This is a genomic window from Scytonema sp. UIC 10036, assembly GCF_009725235.1.
Genome location: NZ_WJFC01000265.1, coordinates 1 through 16995, shown reverse-complemented (window position 1 = coordinate 16995; position 16995 = coordinate 1). Strand labels below are relative to the sequence as shown.

Below are 16995 nucleotides of genomic sequence, written 5' to 3'. Positions count from 1 at the left end.
GCAGATAGTCTCACTAGTAGGGTGGACAATGTCATTGGCTTTTTAGTTGACAAACGTCGCAGCGACACTCAAGAGAATGCCCTTGTCTTACTCTTGCGTTCGCTCAGCAATTTAATAGATGAGGAAGATGAACGCCATCAGCAGTTGGCAAATTTAGCTTCGGAGCTTGAAAGCGCTATTATCAGTAGCACCACGATAAAAAATTCTCAACAAAATATTAGCCCAGCAATAAATATTCAAGTGGATAGTTCTGCTCAAGCGAATAAAAAACCACTACAACGAGAACAAAATCTACCTTGCGCGGTTATCCTAACAGCTATACCTGTTGAGTATAAAGCTGTTCGCGCCCATTTAACAGAACTGCGAGAAGAGATACATTCCCAAGGAACAGTTTACGAAAGAGGTAAATTTGCTGCCAACGGTATGATTTGGGATGTGGTAATTGTTGAAATTGGCGCTGGCAATACTGGAGCCGCATTAGAAGCTGAACGAGCAATCAACCACTTTCAACCAAATGTCATATTTTTTGTTGGGGTAGCAGGTGGTATCAAGGATGTGTCCTTAGGTGATGTCGTAGCCGCGACAAAAGTATATGGTTACGAATCAGGTAAGGCAAAGATAACCTTTGAACCCAGACCAGACGTTGGTTTATCAGCATATACACTCATACAACGAGCCAGAGCAGAAGCCAGGAAAGAAGATTGGTTGCAAAGGCTCAAGCCTGACATTCCCAGTCCAGCACCTAATGTATTAGTTGCGCCAATTGCGGCTGGAGAAAAAGTCATTGCATCAAAACGCTCTAGTCTGTTTAGATTTCTCCTGACAAATTATGGTGATGCTTTAGCAGTGGAAATGGAGGGACGAGGGTTACTGCAAGCAGCTCATGCAAACCAGCAGGTATCGGCACTAATTGTTCGTGGCATTTCTGACTTAATTAGTAGCAAAAGTCAAACAGATAAAGCAGGCTGGCAAGAAATTGCTGCCCGTCACGCAAGTGCGTTTGCATTTGAAATTTTAGCCAATCGCACTATAATTCAAATTAGCTATTCATGGACTTAGATACAGCCAGGAACAAGATATGGCATTAGAAAACGAGTTGCAACAAAATCTGCTACCCGCATCACCTACAAAAAGTTTTTTTGTAGAACTGCTTACTCGTGATATTGAGCTTGAAGATGCCATCCTCGACCTCTTAGATAATTGTGTTGATGGAATATTAAAAACTATTAAAGAGAGTAATCAGCATCAAGACTCAGAAAAACCTTATAGCAAATTTTGGGCAAAATTAAACTTTTCATCTGACCACTTTACCATCGAAGATAATTGTGGTGGCATACCAATTGATGTCGCTAAAAGTTACGCTTTTAGAATGGGAAGACCTAATAATAATGCCGATAATGATATCTATACAATTGGGACTTATGGGATTGGAATGAAAAGGTCTATCTTTAAAATGGGGCAATCAAGTGAAGTCATATCTCAAACAGAACAGACTTGTTTTAAAGTGACTATTGACCCGGAATGGTTGAGGAATGATAAGAATTGGAACTTACCTTTTAATGTTATTGAACGAACTTTAAAGGAAAATGGAACTTTAATTAGAGTGTCCCAGTTATATCCAGCTATTAAAGAAACTTTTTCCTCTTCAAAATCAACCTTGTTTAATTCACTCGTCAACAGAATTTCTCAGCATTACACTTATATACTTCACAAAGGTTTTACTATTTGGGTTAACGAAACAAAAGTAACTCCCAATACTTTGAAACTTTTATGGGAAGGTGCTGAGAAGATGAAACAGAAAAATACTATCAATCCATATCTTTATGAATTTGAGAAAGATGAAGTTGAGATAAAACTAGCATTAGGTTTTTACAGAGCGACAGCTAGTGAAGAAGAAGTCTCTGAAGAGATGGAAGGTCGTAGGAGAACTAGCGAAGCTGCTGGTTGGACTATTGTCTGTAATGACCGTGTAGTATTGTACTGCGATAAAACTCGTTTGACGGGTTGGGGAGAAGAAAAAGTTCCTAGCTACCACCCTCAATTTATTGCTATTTCCGGAATTTTATACTTTCGTAGTAAAGATGCAAGAAAGTTACCTATTACGACCACTAAAAGAGGTATAGATGCATCTTCTGATATATATTTGTATGTTAAAAATTATATGAGAGAAGGGCTGAAGATATTTACTACGTATACTAATAAATGGAAAAACAATATTGTTGAGGAAAAAGAATTAGTTGAACAAGCTACACAAATTGAACCAATTAATTTGTTTAAAAAGGTTCCATCAGAAGTCTGGATTAATGTAAAAAATAGAAGCTATGAAAAAAAATATTTTCCAACGTTACCTGTGCCGGATTCACAAAGTAACCAAATTAAGAAAAAAAATATAAAATTTTCTAGATCGGCAGAAGAGATAGAAATAGTGGCAGAATATTTGTTTGAAGACTCCGAGCGCGAGCCTTCGGAAGTAGGAAATGAGTGTTTTGAAAAAGTTTTAAGAGAGGCGCAATAATAATGAGTGGAGCTTCAATACCTTATCACTTACGACCAAATAAGGCAATTGATAGATATGCATTTCTAGAGCTATTATCAAAAATTGATAAATATTGTAATATTGAGAGTTACAAATATATAGGTTTTGGTGGTCATTCTCTGGAGGACTTTAAATACATTCATTCCAGGTTTGGAATCAATAATATGCTTTCAATTGAATCAAACAGGGAAGTATACAATAGGCAAAAATTTAATCAACCACATAACTGTATCGATTGTCTTCAGCAATCTAGCGGTGAGTTTCTGAACGCATTTCAAAGAGAAGAAGAAACCATCATTTGGTTGGATTATGTGAAGCCCTCAGAATTACGAATGCAGATTGAAGAATTTCAAGCAACTATCAGTAAGCTTGAATCTCGTGATATCGTCAAAATTACTGTTAACTTTCATGCATCATCTTATGTTGCATCTGACAAGAGTAAAAGGTCTTTTGAGTTACAAAATGAGCGAATCAATAAACTGAAAGAGATTTTAGGAGACCTTTTCCCTGCTGCTGAAGTTATAGCAGATATGATGACAGAAAAAAGGTTTACAGAGGCTCTTTGTCTAGTTATAAAGTATGCTGCTAATTTAACAATGAGAGGTGAAGATAATATTTTTTTCCAACCTCTAACAACATTTTGCTATGCTGATGGTCAAAATATGCTTACAGTTACAGGTATTCTACTTAAGTCTGATGAAATTGAAGCATTTTTCAACACAACAAATATAGATAAGTGGGAACTTAGCAATACAAAATGGGAAAAGCCAAAACGAATAAACATACCTGATTTAACAATAAAAGAAAGATTACATATAGATTCTCAGTTACCCAACTCACAAGCAAAGACAATTCAAGACAACTTAGGATTTTTGTTTGACTCTAAGGAAAGCACATCGCTTGAAATGCTAGAAGCTTATATTCTTTTTTACCGTCAGTCACCCTACTTTTCAAGGATACTTGTTTAGTAACGTTATTGATGATTAACCACAAACAAACCGAGGGATTGATTTATGCTAATTGATAAAATTATCCAAGAACTGCAAAATATACCTGAAGACAAACTAGCAGAAATTTATGATATAGTTCACTCCTTTCGCTTAGGCTTAGCTCGAGAATTATCTGATGAAGAAACACCCACTGAAATTGTGATTGAAGGCATTCATCAAGGCATCAGAGAAGCATTAAGCGGGCAAACTCTACCTCTTTCAGAAATGTGGGAAGGTATTGATGCAGAGTGAACCATCACCACTCCAAATTGCTCTGACTCCTCGGTTTAAAAAGGATCTTCGAGAACTGGCTTATTTATCTAACCAGTCCTCTAGTTAAAAGAATTTCTTTGTCTGTATTTAGCTAGTTGCCATCAGCTACTAATTTTTGACATTTACCAAGGTAATTTTCCACCTCTGAATGTTGAGGAAATAATCGTTTTACTAACTGAAATTTTTGCAATGCTTGCGCGTACTTGCCTTGACTGTAAAGTTCCAATCCTTGGCGATATTCCTGGTTGACTAATCCCTGTTGATTTTTAATATTGGCAGAATCAAGAAACTCCTGAATTGTGTTACTTGTGAAAATAAAGGTAAAGTCATCGTTGGGACCAAAAGTTACTAAACCAATAACTTCACCTTCGTCGTTGAGAACGGGACCGCCGGAGTTACCATTAGGTACAGGAGCAGTAATTTGTATAACAGGTGTGCCATCTTTGAGGTTTTTCTGAGCGGAAACTTGACCGCGAGTAAAACTAGCTTCGTAAAAAGATTCGTTGTTAAATAGGGATAAATTTTCAACGACTCCCGGATATCCTACCACCGTTACTGAGTCTAAAAGTTTCACTTGGTTAGATTCTGTGAGTTTGAGAGTGGGAGCATTGATAAGATTAACTTTAATGATGGAAACATCCTTACCTTCACCTGCGATCGCACCAGAATTAATTATCTGAAAAGATAACTGTTCTTGATTTGGTAAATAGACTAATTGAATTGGTTTGGCTTCAATCCACTTTAATTGGGCTTCGACATTTTCTAATGTCTGTCCGTCAGCTTCAAGTTTTGCCGTTAAATCTTTCTGAAAAATCCTTTGGCAATCCTCTGTTTCTATAACATGGGTATTGGTAGCAATGTAACCATTGGGGTTCACAAAAAAGCCAGAACCATGACCTGTGATTGTTTCTAAGTCATATATTTTACCATTAATTGGTGAATAAACTTTGGCTTTACAGCCAACAACTACCCGAACTACCGATGGTTTGACATCCTCAGCTACCAAATTGACTGGTGATAGTTTTTCTGGTTTGCTGAAATTAGATTGTAAGGGTTGTTGGAAAATATCAATTGTTTGAGATTTGGCTGGTGTAATGGGAAGTGTAGCGGAAAGTAAAGTGGAAATAATGACAAGAGTTTTGTTGAATTTGCTGATTGTTTGTAACATGGGATTGTCTGTTGAACTCGACAATCCAATCAAACACTAGCGATACCAGACTTATACCTTGACAAATTTGTGTAATTAACGACTTTTATTGAGTTATATATCAAGTTACTAAAAATTCTGAAAATATTGGCGATATAGCTTGCACCGTATTATCACCTCGTCATTTAACAGATTTACCAAACCGAGGGCTTTTAATTTATACCTGACTGCATCACTGAATTTTCCAGGACTGGTAGTATTTACAATCTCTTTCATCGCGGCACCTAATTCCTGTTGCTCTGTCAAAATTAACCCAAGATGACGCAAATGATTGCTGAAAATTCCTGCGGCGGTGGGTGCGGTTTCCAGAAGACGAGCTAAGGTTATCTCACGACGAGCTATTTTATACAAAGCCAGACGCACTAAGAAAGGATGTCCTCCAATAGTGTCTCTCAATTGCTGGACTTCTGTATTGCTCCATTCCAATTGATGACGCTTTGCTAAATCTAGCATTTGTTCGGGGGTAAATTCTGGTAATTCCACTGGTAAACCTACATTAAACGGGGATTGATTGATGTCCATCGGTACATAGGCTTCGGTGGAATGTACTATAACTAAGCGTAGTTTTTTCCATATTTCTTGCTGTCTTCCTTCTTGATGCAGAGAGCGCAGAAGTCCAAAAAAGTCTTTATAAATTCCTGGGTACTCAAATAATCTATCTACCTCTTCCAGTGCCAAGGTTAAGGAATTGTTAATTTTAGGAAGCAGATATCGTTCAAGGTAATCTTTTACAGCCACCTTACTACCAATGCGTTGAGCAAATTTCCAGCGCTCGTCTAATTTATTCAGCAATTCTGTCCCTAATTCTTGATTATCTTTGGTTAATTCCAAGATGATGCGATCGCAAACCCAACGTAAAAATGTACTCAAGTTGGTGAAAAATTCCTTTTCCCCTAGCTCAAAGTTGATAATCACCGTCGCGTCACCCTGGTTTTTCGCTCGTTGAATAATCCGCGCTAGTAGGGAAGATTTGCCCATTTTCTGGGGAGCTTTAATACAAATGAGGGAAGCTGGTTTACTAATTTCTTCAAAACATTGCTGTTCTAAAGGCGGACGCTCAACATAAAAACTGGAAGTTGGTGCTAGTTGTTCTCCATCTGGATATTCTAAAATGCTGGTTGGTGCTGGGCTTGGTGAGGTTATGACTTCCTCTAATTCCTCTGAATCTCTATTTTCTGTTTCATCTGCTTGCTTCCGAGTGGGGGGAGCAGCAATACTTCGCCAATCTTCTATACCCAAAGCAGCACAAATCTTAATAAAGATAGGACGGTCAACAGGTTGCAGATTCAAAAACTTACTGACTGTACTTTGGGCTATTTGTAAATGGTCAGCTAAATCTTGCTGGCTAAGGTATTGTCCATCCAACCGATCTATAACTTTTTGTTGGCATTCCTTGCGTACCGCTACTGAGCGAGCCATAGCGAATTATAAAAATTTCTACAAAATTTAGCTTAAAGGTAAATGTTTTTGTTGTAAAGTCAATAACAAGTCGATGACAAGTCAATTAGTACTCAATATTCTCTTGCCTTAAATCAGGTGGTATGGCTGTTTAATAAAAGCTCACTATATTCTTATTCTTTGAGTAAATAAATTATGACAGGAGATTTTGAGTACAAAGTTGGTGGTAGTTTACCAGAAGATGCCCCCAGTTACGTATTTAGAAAAGCCGACACGGAATTTTATCAGTGGCTCAAAGCAGGGGAGTTTTGTTTTGTATTTAACTCCCGGCAAATGGGTAAAACCAGCTTGCTAAACCGAACAATGAAACGATTGCAAGAGGAAGGATTTGCTTGTGCCAAGATTGATTTAAACGAAATCGGTAGCGATGAAAGCGACCCAGAACAGTGGTATACGGGTATTGCTTACACCTTAGTTAATCAACTGAAAATTTCGGAACCACCAGAAGAATTATTTACTTGGTGGGATGAACGCATCAAATTGTCTCCCGTGCAGCGATTTGGGTTATTTTTAGAAGAGTTAATGCTGTCAAAAGTCAATAGTAATATCATTATTTTTATTGATGAAATTGATAGTATTCTTAGTTTGAAATTCCGCTCCAATGATTTTTTTGCACTCATTAGAAGTTGCTATGAGAAACGCGCTTTAAACAAAGAATACAAGCGTTTGACTTTTGCTTTGCTTGGGGTTGCTACTCCTAGTGATTTAATTGAGGACAAAAGACGAACACCTTTTAATATTGGTCGCCCAATACAACTCAACGGTTTTAAAGAAGAGGAAATCAAACCATTAGCGCGAGGATTGAGGGGTAAAGTAAGCAATATCCAAGAAGTGATGAAAGGGGTTTTAGGTTGGACTGGTGGACAACCGTTTTTGACACAGAAAGTTTGTAAGTTACTGCTGCAAGAATTATCTCCATACTCAAAACGTTACACTCCAGAACCTAATGCTTTAGATTGGGTGGGGAGAGTAGTGAGAAAGCAAATAATTAATAATTGGGAATCGCTAGATGAGCCGCAACATTTAAGGACGATACGGGAAAGAGTTGTTATTGATGATAGATTTGCTGGGAGTTTGTTGGGTTTGTATCAGCAAATTTTAGAATATGGAATCATTGCGATTGATGATAGTCAGGAGCAAATCCAATTACGTTTAACCGGATTGGTGGTAGAGGAGAATAGTCAGTTAAAAGTTTATAATTTGGTTTATCAGTCTGTATTTAATTTAGAGTGGGTAGGGAGAGAATTAGAAAAACTCCGCCCCTATGCTGAAACTTTCAAAGCATGGATAAAAAGTAATTATCAAGATGATTCACGTTTATTGCGAGGGCAAGCTTTAGAAAAAGCACTTATTTGGACTGAGGGTAAAAGATTAAGTAATGATGATTATAAGTTTTTAGATAGTAGTCGCGAATTAGAGAAAAGGTCAATACAGCGTAAATTAAAAGCCCAGGAAGAAGCTAATGAATTTTTACTCGAAGCTAGACAACAAGTGGAAATAGCTTTAGAGCAAGAGAAACAAGCTAGGCAGAGTTTATTGGAAGCGCGACAAGAAGAGGAAAAAGTTAAGCAGCGTTTATTAGAAGCACAAAAAAATACCGAAGTGATTTTAGAGGAAGAAAGGAAAACTAATCAGCGTTTGCTGGAAGCGCAAAAAAATACCGAAGTGATTTTAGCAGAAGAGAGGAAAGCGAATCAGCTTTTGACGGAGGTGGAGAGAAAAATAAAGCGACAGATTCGCATTGGTGGAGGTATTTTAGCTTTATTTGTTGTTGGGGCAATAGTAGCAGCAATTGGGGCGATGAATGCAAACATAGAACGAAAACAAGCCCAAATTGTCACAGATTTAGAGCGTTCATCGGCTGGATTATTGCGCTTGCGTGGGAATGTTGGATTGGAAAATTTGATTGAGGCAATGAGGTCTGTAAAGGAATTAAAACAGTTGGCTAAGAATGGTAGTCAAATAAAAGATTACCCAACTGTTAGCCCCATATTAGCCTTGCACAATACTTTAGAATATAACCGTGAGATAAATCAATTAAAAGATAATGGTCGAGTTGAGAAGCAAGTATTTAGTCCTGATACTAAAATTGTTGCGAATATTTCAGATGACGGTACTACCAAGTTGCTGAACTTGCAAACAGGGACAATTACTACTCTCAAACACAACGAAAAAGTCAACAATGTAGCATTTAGCCCCGATGGTCAAACTGTTGCTACTGCTTCAGATGACGGTACTGCTAAATTGTGGAATCTACAAGGTGGAGAAATTGCTACTCTCAAACATGACTCTTTTGTCAGAGATGTAGCATTTAGCCCTGACGGTCAAACTGTTGCTACTACTCCTTCATGGAGTGGTACAGTCAGACTGTGGAACCTCCAAGGATGGGAAATAGCAACTCTTAAACATGACGACAAGTCAACCGCAATTGCAAATGTAGTGTTTAGTCCCAATGGTCAAACTATTGCTACTTCTTTATGGGATGACAATACAGCCAAGTTGTGGAACTTGCAAGGACAAGAAATTGGTAATCTCAAACATAATGATGCAGTGAATAACCTAGCGTTTAGTCCTGATGGTAAAATCATCGCTATTGCTTCAAAGGGAGATACAGCCAAGCTGTGGAGCCTACAAGGACAAGAAATTGCCACTGTTAAACATAGTTCTTTATATACACAAAAGGAAGAAAAGGTAGTATTTAGTCCTGATAGTAAGACTATTGCGACTTTGGATTTTAGTAATTTCTCAGCCAAGTTGTGGAACCTACAAGGAGAAGAAATGGCTACTCTCAAGCATAAGGATAAAGTCAGTAATATAGTATTTAGCCCTGACGGTCAAACTGTTGTCACAGCTTCACGAGAAGGTACAGCCAAGCTATGGAACCTGCAAGGACAAGAAATTAGCATTTTAAAAGAAAATAATCAGCCTATCGGAGAGATCCAGAACGTAACATTTAGTCCTAATGGTAAAGTTTTAGCTACTATTGATTCTATAAGTAGAACAGCCTCGCTGTGGAATCTGCAAGGAGAAAAAATAGCCACTCTCAAACATAATGATGGCATTGATAATTTAGCATTTAGCCCTGATGGTAAAACTGTCACCACTGCTTCACAAAGAGATGGAACAGCCAAGCTGTGGAACCTACAAGAGAAAATTCCTACTCTCCCAAATTCTGGTGGGGTAGAAAAAATGGTATTTAGCCCTGACGGTAAGACTTTTGCGATTGCTTCACGGGATGGCACAACCAAACTATGGAAGCTGCAAGAACGGGTTATTACTACTCTCAAACATAACAAAACAGTTAACAATGTAGCATTTAGTCCCGACGGTCAAACAATTGCTACTTCTTCAGATGACGGTACTGCTAAGTTGTGGAACTTAAAAGGTGGGTTAATTGCAACTCTCAAACATCAGGATAGTGTCAGAAACATAATATTTAGTCCTGATGGCAAGACTGTTGCTACTGTTCAATCGTCGAGTGGTAATGATAATGCTAAGTTGTGGAACCTAAAAGGTGAATTAATTACTACTTTTAACGCTTCCAATTCTGTCTCTGGTGTGGCATTTAGTCCTGATGGCAAAACAGTTGCTAGTACTTCATCGGGAAATAATACAGCTAGGTTGTGGAACCTGCAAGGACAAGTAGTTGGCAGTTTGAAGCATAACAGCTTCATCAGGTTTGATCATATCAATAATCTAGTATTTAGTCCAGATGGTAAGATTATTGGCACAACTTTATTGATTGATGGTACTGCCAAGTTGTGGAACCTACAAGGCAAGGAAATTGCAACTCTCAAACATCAGGATATGGTCAGAAACATAGTATTTAGCCCCGATGCTAAGACTGTTGCTACTGCTTCAAATGACCGTACTGCCAAGCTGTGGAACTTACAAGGTGGGTTAATTGCTACTCTCAAGCATAATGATTGGGTTTCAAATGTAGTATTTAGCCCTGACAATAAGACTGTTGCCACTGCTTCGTTGGATGGTACAGCCAAGTTGTGGAACCTAGAACTCCAGATAACGAGGTAAATTTTGTAATGGACGAGTGGAGTTCTCCACGCCAAAAAGTAACTCCCCCACTACAATGATAGGCAGAACCACCTCTGGTAATGCTAGTACCCGTGAAACGATCGCGCTCGTCCCCATAAAAAACGTACCGCAACAGAGGTATCCAGGGCAATCTCACCACTCATTCACATCCACCTGCCGACATTCTGCTGCGATCGCCCGTTTTAATTCTTCCGCTTCGACATCACTTAAAATACCTGCAAATTTTGCGAGGGGATGAGTTTTGCGTGTTGCTTTCACGCTATGAAAAAAATCCAGTACTGACTGAACTATATCATCAGGATCTTGTTCGAGTTCCTGGAGCAATTCTTCACGATTTGTCATGCATTCAATTGTTCTTAGCTAATTCTTTCTAGTTTCAGTATATCCAAAGTCTGAAAGCGATGTTTCACGACAAGCCTGACCACTAACAACAATTAAATGTTGTAATAATTCTATTTGAGTCTATGCGACCGCAAGCGCTCCCAATGAACCAGCTATCATCAAACTTGCACTTGATGATTACCAGAAACTCTTAAATATGTTAAGTTTTAGTTATCCAACTTTCAGGAACTAAAGCCCTGCTACCTGTCCAAGGTTCTTCAACTAAAGCATTTTGAAATCTTTCATTATTACCAAGGTTAGCATGTTCCATAATGATGATTTGAAAATTAGGAGATAACTCGTCGCATATATCAAATAGAAAATTAAACATTCGCTCAACTGCTACCATGTCAGCACTATCAATAATCATTTCGTCGGATATTGTTCCTTGTAAGTTAAGATATGCTTCTATTGATGGAAAGTAAATTTGGGTAGGTTGATCTAAAATTAAAAAGTGGGGAATTGGACGATTGCGTTCAAGAAAATGTTTGTGTAAAGCAAGAAGTGCAATTAAGTGACACCCAAGCCAATTTTCTCCTCCTCCCATTCGTCCCATGGGAATTGGTCGCTCAGGTCTGTCTGCAATTACAGTTAATTTATCTAAATCGAATCTGTAGGGAGAATCGTTGTGTTCGAGTTGTAGGTATCTAGCCCATTCAGTCATTTGTTGCCCAATTCGATTTAGTATGGAAGTTAATATTGCTTTTATCTCATTAATATCTATTTGTTGCTCATAACTAGCAATTGATTTCTCTAATCGCTCAATTTCTAAGCGTATTTGGGAATTTTCATCCGTAAATTCTATTGTTTCAAGATATAGGCTAATACGACCTACTATGCGAGCTATATGAGTGTTAGTATCACGCATTTGTTGGGCTGCTTCTTGTTCATCTACCGCAGCTTTAATCGCAAGTTCCCTTTCTTGCATTTTTCGTCGTAGTTCTTCACGTTTTTCTTTAAGTTCTTGAACATATTCAAGTAACCTTGGTTGGCTAACTTCTAGGTTTACGAGATTATTTTGTAAATTAGATAAAGATTCTGTCATTGCAGATAGGCTGGGGATAGGCTCTGGCAAACTAGAGTTACAGAAAGGGCATATTTGTGGAGAAAGGTTCTCATTTTTAAACAAATTTATAGATTCTAGCCTCAATAATTGTTGACTGGCTTCTTGAGAAAAACTTGTCTCTTTTTTTAAAAAAGTTTCTGTGGCAACTATTTTTTCATGTATTTGTCTAAACTCTTGACGAAGTTCTTCTACGTCAGCCTGTAACTCAGGAAATTTATCATTGCCAGTGAGTATAATTGTATTTGGTTCCCATGTTAAAGTCGCTCTGAGTTCTTCTAATATATCGTTTGTATCTTGAGCAATAAAATTAGAATCGATTAGACCTACTTGTTGAGCCTCAAGAAGAAGATTTTGTCCTATAACGACCCTTTCTTTGGTAATAAATTCTGCTTCTTTAAGGCGATTTCGGGCTAGTGCTAAGTCACGGCGAGCTTGACGTAGCTCTTTTTGTAGTTTCAGCCTATCTTCTTGGATAGCTCCCAAAAAATATGGAAGTGTATCTTTAATAGCTTGTGGAATATAGGATTCTTCCTGACGATTAAATAAAATATTCTGATTTGCAACTGTACCCTGTTTTTGAAAGATATAGTAGCAGGTATGCCTTATAGTTGCTTCTAAAGGTCTTCTTGATGCACCTTCTTCGATAAGACTTTGGTTAGGAGAAATTCCAATTAAGCTTGACAGAAAAGTGATAATTGCATCGTCATTGGAGTTTGGTTCTAATTGGGAGAATTCAGGAATGACAATATCGATACCAAAATCGTAATAAACTTGATTTTGTGAAGCACTACTTTCTGAGGGCTTGGGTTTTGCGATAAATACCTGATTCTCTTTAATTTGAAAAAGAACTGCATACCAAGCTACCTTATCTTGTATGACACCATCAGGAACCCGAAATTCTGTCCGCCCAAGGCAATAGTCTACAATTTCAAGAAGTGCTGATTTTCCCCTACTCGACTCACCAGTAATAATATTAACTTTTCCTAGTTGAAAATTTATGGTTCGCTTATCCCCAGAAGAACTATAGAGAGTTATGGACTTTATTTGCATATTAACTGACTTTATGGACAAATGCCCCACATAGTATAGATTGTTGATACTTCTCCTGCTTGAGCAAGCCAACGTCCAACAAATTCAGCTTTCTTGCAACAGATAGCTGGTTCTGTATCGCTAAACCATGATACAGCCGAAATAGCCTTTAACTTACCTTTAACCCAAGTAAATTTCCCATCATCACAAATCTTAACGATACCAGTTTGCATCCCAAAAGCTAAAGCTTCTTTTGTGTAAGGGACTAGGTTACTTGCGCGATCGCCGAATCCAACACGCACTTCAGGTTGTTTTTGAAGCCAAATATGTAACTTAGTTATTGTTGTTCTCGGTAAAGCGTTTCTCGTTGAGCTATGAAGAACAAGTGGTAAAACGAAAAAAAGAAGAGAATATGGCATACCTTGCTTCTTTTCTTTCTGATAGCCCTTAACAGCATTTTGAAGCAGAATAGAACAAAAAGCTGGATTTAGAAGGTTAGCATATTCAACTGGACGCTCCTGCCAAGACCGCACAAACTTGTCTCCTACGTAGTTGCTAATAACTGGGTTAGCCTCTCTAAAAATTTGGGATGCCAGTGTACGCGAGGTGGATTTTGATCGGCGAGTATGTGGTAGCTCCCACGCATTACGTATGGTTCTGTAACTTGAGACCGAATACGAATGTCAGCCTTTTGCTCCATCCACTTAAATACTTCTCTACCAAATTTTTGATGCTCAAGCTCATTTTCACTACTATCTGGCATCTCATCTTGGAGCGCAAGCATATAACGCTCCCACTCATCTATTAATCTTTTCTCATATTTTTCAATTTCGCCTCCAAACAGGAGTTCTTCACGCGCCCACCTAGAGCGCTGCTCGAATGCTTTGTAGTAATCTAATATAGCTTTTTCAATTCGCTTGTTATTAACAGCGATTTCCTTCAACTGAGCTACAAAACGCCTCTTGTCTTGTGACATTGTAAATTGTTCGGGAATTTCTAAATCAAAAAAGTCAATCGGCAAAGCATCCGGTTTAAATTGGTCGTTAATTTCACAAATTTTATCCCGTACTTCAAAACCTGAGATGAAATTAACAGAATTATCACGAAGATGCTGCACGACTTTTCCAAACCACCAACCCTCTAGTCGTTCGTAAACACTATTTCGATGTTCTCTTCTGACTGCAACCAATTTCTCTTTAATTTTTGGAGTTAGATCGATGATGTCTGGAGAGTAGTCGAGAATTTGAATAGAATCAACTAATAGTTCTTGCTCTGTGGATGTTAAAGCCTTAAAAGCGTCAAATGAACTCTTCAGACTTTTATTGTCAGAAGTATTTGCAACCTGAACCAGTTTTTTAACAGCACGGTTAGAGTCTCTACCCTTGGTAGGGCGTAGAAAAAATGCGGCCGAATCTTGAGGCGCTTCTGCTGTTGTAACGAGAGTTAGTAAGGTGTCAGGTAATAATATTTTGTTTTCCTTTAGCAGAGTACTCCATACACGAATAGTTTTCCAAAAATCGACGCTGCTATCGGTTAAAGAAGCTGGTTTTGTATGATGCTTTAGCTGTAATAGCTCTTGAGCATTGTTTTCATTATCGAAAAACGTAATATCATCTAAACTCTCAATAGCAAGTTGAGCTTCCTCTTTATTTGTCAAAATTAAATACAAGGCACAGCGAGCTTGGAACATATATCCTAGCGCTTGTGAACCTGCTGAAAACCCTGTACTCATACCGTCACTTACCTCGACTAAGTTAGTTGACTAGCTAAAATCAATTTATTTACCCACTTACAACATTGATACAAAAAGCTAAAATCTCACCTCTGTTTAGTTGTTATGACTCAAAGCACTGTGAAGCATGGATACGTAAGTTTATTAGACTAACACATTTTATCCGTAACTGATAGTGACTTACAGGTCATAGTCCTATATTTCAAAAAACCATGCTACCAATCTTTAAAATTTGATAATCTACCATTATTTTCTGCTCAAGTTGAACTGGTGCAAACACGCTCAGGGCTGATTGAGCCTTTAGTATATAAAACATTTGTACTATAATATAGCCTTATGTATCTTCCTCGGACAACTTCCACGCTTTTGTCGGACTTGGTAGAAGGGTTTTGTGTCCATGCAGGAAAGCCCCACCGTACAGATGGGAATTATGGCTAAAGTTAGTACAATAGTATCACAAAAAACGAATGTGTCTACATAATTTCCAATAAGGTTTGGTTAACTTAGATATTTCACCTTGTACGCGACTTGATTAAAGATTAATGCGGGATATTACAAGGTAGGAGTGGCACTTTCTCGCAGAATGGAAGAATAAAACTATGGTGGTCGCGTGACGAATATTCAAGGGTTAAGTCAATTACAGCCTAAATCAAAATATTGATTCTAAGAAGCAACAGGAGCCAAAAAAGTAGTGAACATATCCCTATCCATTAATCCATTTTCGTCTAATATCTTACGTACAGCAACTAGATGCATAGCTCTTACATTTGCTTGTTGCTCATAACCGGGCAAAACAACTAATGTACCTAGCGGCGAATATTCGTAGACTTTATGCGAGCCAGTTGTAGGTACTTCCACAAAGCCAATACTCAGTAGCAATTTTTCCAGTTCTGCAAACTTAATATCTCTAATAATCATGACAAATTACCCCTCGTAGCTGCTTGAGAATATCATTTTTAAATGTAGCAAATTTTTTGATAGACTCTTGATTAAGAACATTCTTTTTAGGCACGCGAACTACTACACTTTCTCGAACTTGCTCTAAGTCAAATTTTTCTAGAGTTTCAAAATATGCCTGTAGATATAACCAGTAAGCTTCATTCATCTGAACGTCATATATAATCAAGATGCATGGCATTGGTTCATTTAACCATAATTCCAAGTCAGAGCGAGTTAGCTTAAAAGTTACTGTTTCAGTATCTACTAACTTAATTAAAGAATTTGTTGCTTTTAACTGTACATATATTTGACCATTTTCAATTTCTCCATTTTCATCATAAGTAAATATTTGTAAATCATAACCATAATCATATTCAATACGCTCTACAGAATAACCACACAAAAATATATACCTTTCTACAAAATTAACGCTTAAGTCAGCTATGATATGTTCTCTCGGTCGCTTTTTTCTTGGCATTTTTTAGTTAACAATCATCTTGAAAAAATCGGCTTTTTTATCATATCAAAAATATTGCTTTTAGATTTAATTAAGTTTTTGGTGATGCTATTATATTTATTTAAATAGTATTAAATCACTATTTTGGAAGTAAGGGAGAGAAATTTTAGCAGTCAAAAAGTAACAGTATGGCATCAAACCAGGGGATAAAAATGCATAAAATAGGGAATTGGGTGAGAAATCAAGTAAGTCGATACAGTTATTTAAAATTCTTAAGAAAGGTACTCAATTTAACGAGAAAAGACAAAAGTAGAGTACACTCTATCAGTTATTGGAAAAAAACAAGATATCTGGATTGTAATTTAACAGAAGCCTTGCGGTCTTGAGCAAAAAATTCCCGCACCGACTTTCTCCAAGAATGGACAACTGTAAAAACTAATCCGGGAAATGCTTACTTTTACAGAATATTGGGTGACAAAGCCAAAAATCTGGAGTTAGCGATCGCTGCTTGCCACGGTTCATTTAACCTTAACTTTCCCCAAGATTCTTGCTTAATTTTAGCAGAAAGCGTGGAGAAAAATCATCTTTTAGATTTCAGCACATGCCTGACGTTGGGTAATTTCTTTGAACGAAATTTTGAGCTAGACCAATGCCGTCTTGTCGTCCTCTCTGCTTGCGAAACGGGCTTAATTGACTTCACAAATACCAGTGATGAATATATCAGTTTACCTAGTGGATTTCTCTATGCAGGTAGTGTCAGTGTGGTGAGTAGTTTGTGGACGGTAGATGATTTATCGACTGCATTTTTGATGATTAAGTTTTCTCAAAATCTTAGTGCAAATTTATCAGTGACACTCGCACTTCAGCAAGCCCAA

General features: G+C 37.6%; 14 protein-coding genes. 6 read left to right on the top strand and 8 right to left on the bottom strand.

Annotation, left to right across the window (positions count from 1 at the left end):
- The 4 genes from F7734_RS55605 to F7734_RS55590 form a co-directional block, all read left to right on the top strand.
- Positions 1 to 1059: 5'-methylthioadenosine/S-adenosylhomocysteine nucleosidase (locus tag F7734_RS55605; RefSeq protein ID WP_243147596.1), on the top strand; the 1059-nt coding region annotated here is incomplete at its 5' end.
- Between the two features lie 19 nt (positions 1060 to 1078).
- Positions 1079 to 2515, top strand: a complete 1437-nt coding sequence (locus F7734_RS55600) for an ATP-binding protein (RefSeq protein ID WP_155752744.1) — start codon at positions 1079 to 1081, stop codon at positions 2513 to 2515.
- 2 nt (positions 2516 to 2517) lie between these two features.
- The gene (locus F7734_RS55595; protein ID WP_155752743.1) at positions 2518 to 3504 is read left to right on the top strand and encodes an O-methyltransferase; all 987 of its coding nucleotides are present in this window, start codon (positions 2518 to 2520) and stop codon (positions 3502 to 3504) included.
- A gap of 45 nt (positions 3505 to 3549) precedes the next feature.
- Entirely contained in the window at positions 3550 to 3777 is a 228-nt protein-coding gene (locus F7734_RS55590) for a hypothetical protein (RefSeq protein ID WP_155752742.1), read from the top strand.
- A 112-nt stretch (positions 3778 to 3889) separates the two neighbouring features.
- Here the strand turns inward: F7734_RS55590 and F7734_RS55585 are convergent, their stop codons facing one another.
- Both F7734_RS55585 and F7734_RS55580 read right to left on the bottom strand, forming a co-directional pair.
- Positions 3890 to 4966: a serine protease gene (locus F7734_RS55585; protein ID WP_155752741.1), complete on the bottom strand. Its 1077-nt coding sequence runs from the start codon at positions 4964 to 4966 to the stop codon at positions 3890 to 3892.
- Between the two features lie 108 nt (positions 4967 to 5074).
- The gene (locus F7734_RS55580; protein WP_155752740.1) at positions 5075 to 6424 is read right to left on the bottom strand and encodes an AAA-like domain-containing protein; all 1350 of its coding nucleotides are present in this window, start codon (positions 6422 to 6424) and stop codon (positions 5075 to 5077) included.
- Between the two features lie 174 nt (positions 6425 to 6598).
- On the opposite strand from F7734_RS55580, the gene F7734_RS55575 reads away from it, so the two are divergent.
- Entirely contained in the window at positions 6599 to 10495 is a 3897-nt protein-coding gene (locus F7734_RS55575) for an AAA-like domain-containing protein (protein ID WP_155752739.1), read from the top strand.
- Positions 10496 to 10648: 153 nt separating this feature from the next.
- Here the strand turns inward: F7734_RS55575 and F7734_RS55565 are convergent, their stop codons facing one another.
- From F7734_RS55565 to F7734_RS55540, 6 genes are all read right to left on the bottom strand, one after another.
- Positions 10649 to 10858, bottom strand: coding sequence for a hypothetical protein (locus tag F7734_RS55565; protein ID WP_155752738.1), 210 nt, complete (start codon positions 10856 to 10858; stop codon positions 10649 to 10651).
- Between the two features lie 199 nt (positions 10859 to 11057).
- Positions 11058 to 13013 carry a DUF3732 domain-containing protein gene (locus F7734_RS55560; RefSeq protein ID WP_155752737.1) on the bottom strand — a complete coding sequence of 652 codons (1956 nt, stop codon included), beginning with the start codon at positions 13011 to 13013 and terminating at the stop codon, positions 11058 to 11060.
- Between the two features lie 11 nt (positions 13014 to 13024).
- Complete coding sequence (locus F7734_RS55555; RefSeq protein WP_155752736.1) at positions 13025 to 13525, bottom strand: three component ABC system middle component; 501 nt, start codon at positions 13523 to 13525, stop codon at positions 13025 to 13027.
- A gap of 11 nt (positions 13526 to 13536) precedes the next feature.
- Positions 13537 to 14724, bottom strand: coding sequence for an ABC-three component system protein (locus F7734_RS55550; RefSeq protein WP_155752735.1), 1188 nt, complete (start codon positions 14722 to 14724; stop codon positions 13537 to 13539).
- A 663-nt stretch (positions 14725 to 15387) separates the two neighbouring features.
- Entirely contained in the window at positions 15388 to 15642 is a 255-nt protein-coding gene (locus tag F7734_RS55545; protein ID WP_155752734.1) for a type II toxin-antitoxin system HicA family toxin, read from the bottom strand.
- The gene (locus F7734_RS55540) at positions 15632 to 16141 is read right to left on the bottom strand and encodes a DUF4365 domain-containing protein (protein WP_155752733.1); all 510 of its coding nucleotides are present in this window, start codon (positions 16139 to 16141) and stop codon (positions 15632 to 15634) included. Before F7734_RS55540 ends, F7734_RS55545 begins: the two co-directional genes overlap by 11 nt.
- Positions 16142 to 16587: 446 nt before the next feature.
- Here F7734_RS55540 and F7734_RS55535 point away from each other — a divergent pair.
- A partial coding sequence (locus F7734_RS55535) for a CHAT domain-containing protein (protein WP_155752732.1) occupies positions 16588 to 16995 on the top strand: 408 nt, incomplete at its 3' end.

Coding starts and splice junctions, on each gene's coding strand:
- F7734_RS55600 (WP_155752744.1), top strand. CDS start 1,079: ATGGCATTAGAAAACGAGTTGCAACAAAATCTGCTACCCGCATCACCT.
- F7734_RS55595 (WP_155752743.1), top strand. CDS start 2,518: ATGAGTGGAGCTTCAATACCTTATCACTTACGACCAAATAAGGCAATT.
- F7734_RS55590 (WP_155752742.1), top strand. CDS start 3,550: ATGCTAATTGATAAAATTATCCAAGAACTGCAAAATATACCTGAAGAC.
- F7734_RS55585 (WP_155752741.1), bottom strand. CDS start 4,966: ATGTTACAAACAATCAGCAAATTCAACAAAACTCTTGTCATTATTTCC.
- F7734_RS55580 (WP_155752740.1), bottom strand. CDS start 6,424: ATGGCTCGCTCAGTAGCGGTACGCAAGGAATGCCAACAAAAAGTTATA.
- F7734_RS55575 (WP_155752739.1), top strand. CDS start 6,599: ATGACAGGAGATTTTGAGTACAAAGTTGGTGGTAGTTTACCAGAAGAT.
- F7734_RS55565 (WP_155752738.1), bottom strand. CDS start 10,858: ATGACAAATCGTGAAGAATTGCTCCAGGAACTCGAACAAGATCCTGAT.
- F7734_RS55560 (WP_155752737.1), bottom strand. CDS start 13,013: ATGCAAATAAAGTCCATAACTCTCTATAGTTCTTCTGGGGATAAGCGA.
- F7734_RS55550 (WP_155752735.1), bottom strand. CDS start 14,724: ATGAGTACAGGGTTTTCAGCAGGTTCACAAGCGCTAGGATATATGTTC.
- F7734_RS55545 (WP_155752734.1), bottom strand. CDS start 15,642: ATGATTATTAGAGATATTAAGTTTGCAGAACTGGAAAAATTGCTACTG.
- F7734_RS55540 (WP_155752733.1), bottom strand. CDS start 16,141: ATGCCAAGAAAAAAGCGACCGAGAGAACATATCATAGCTGACTTAAGC.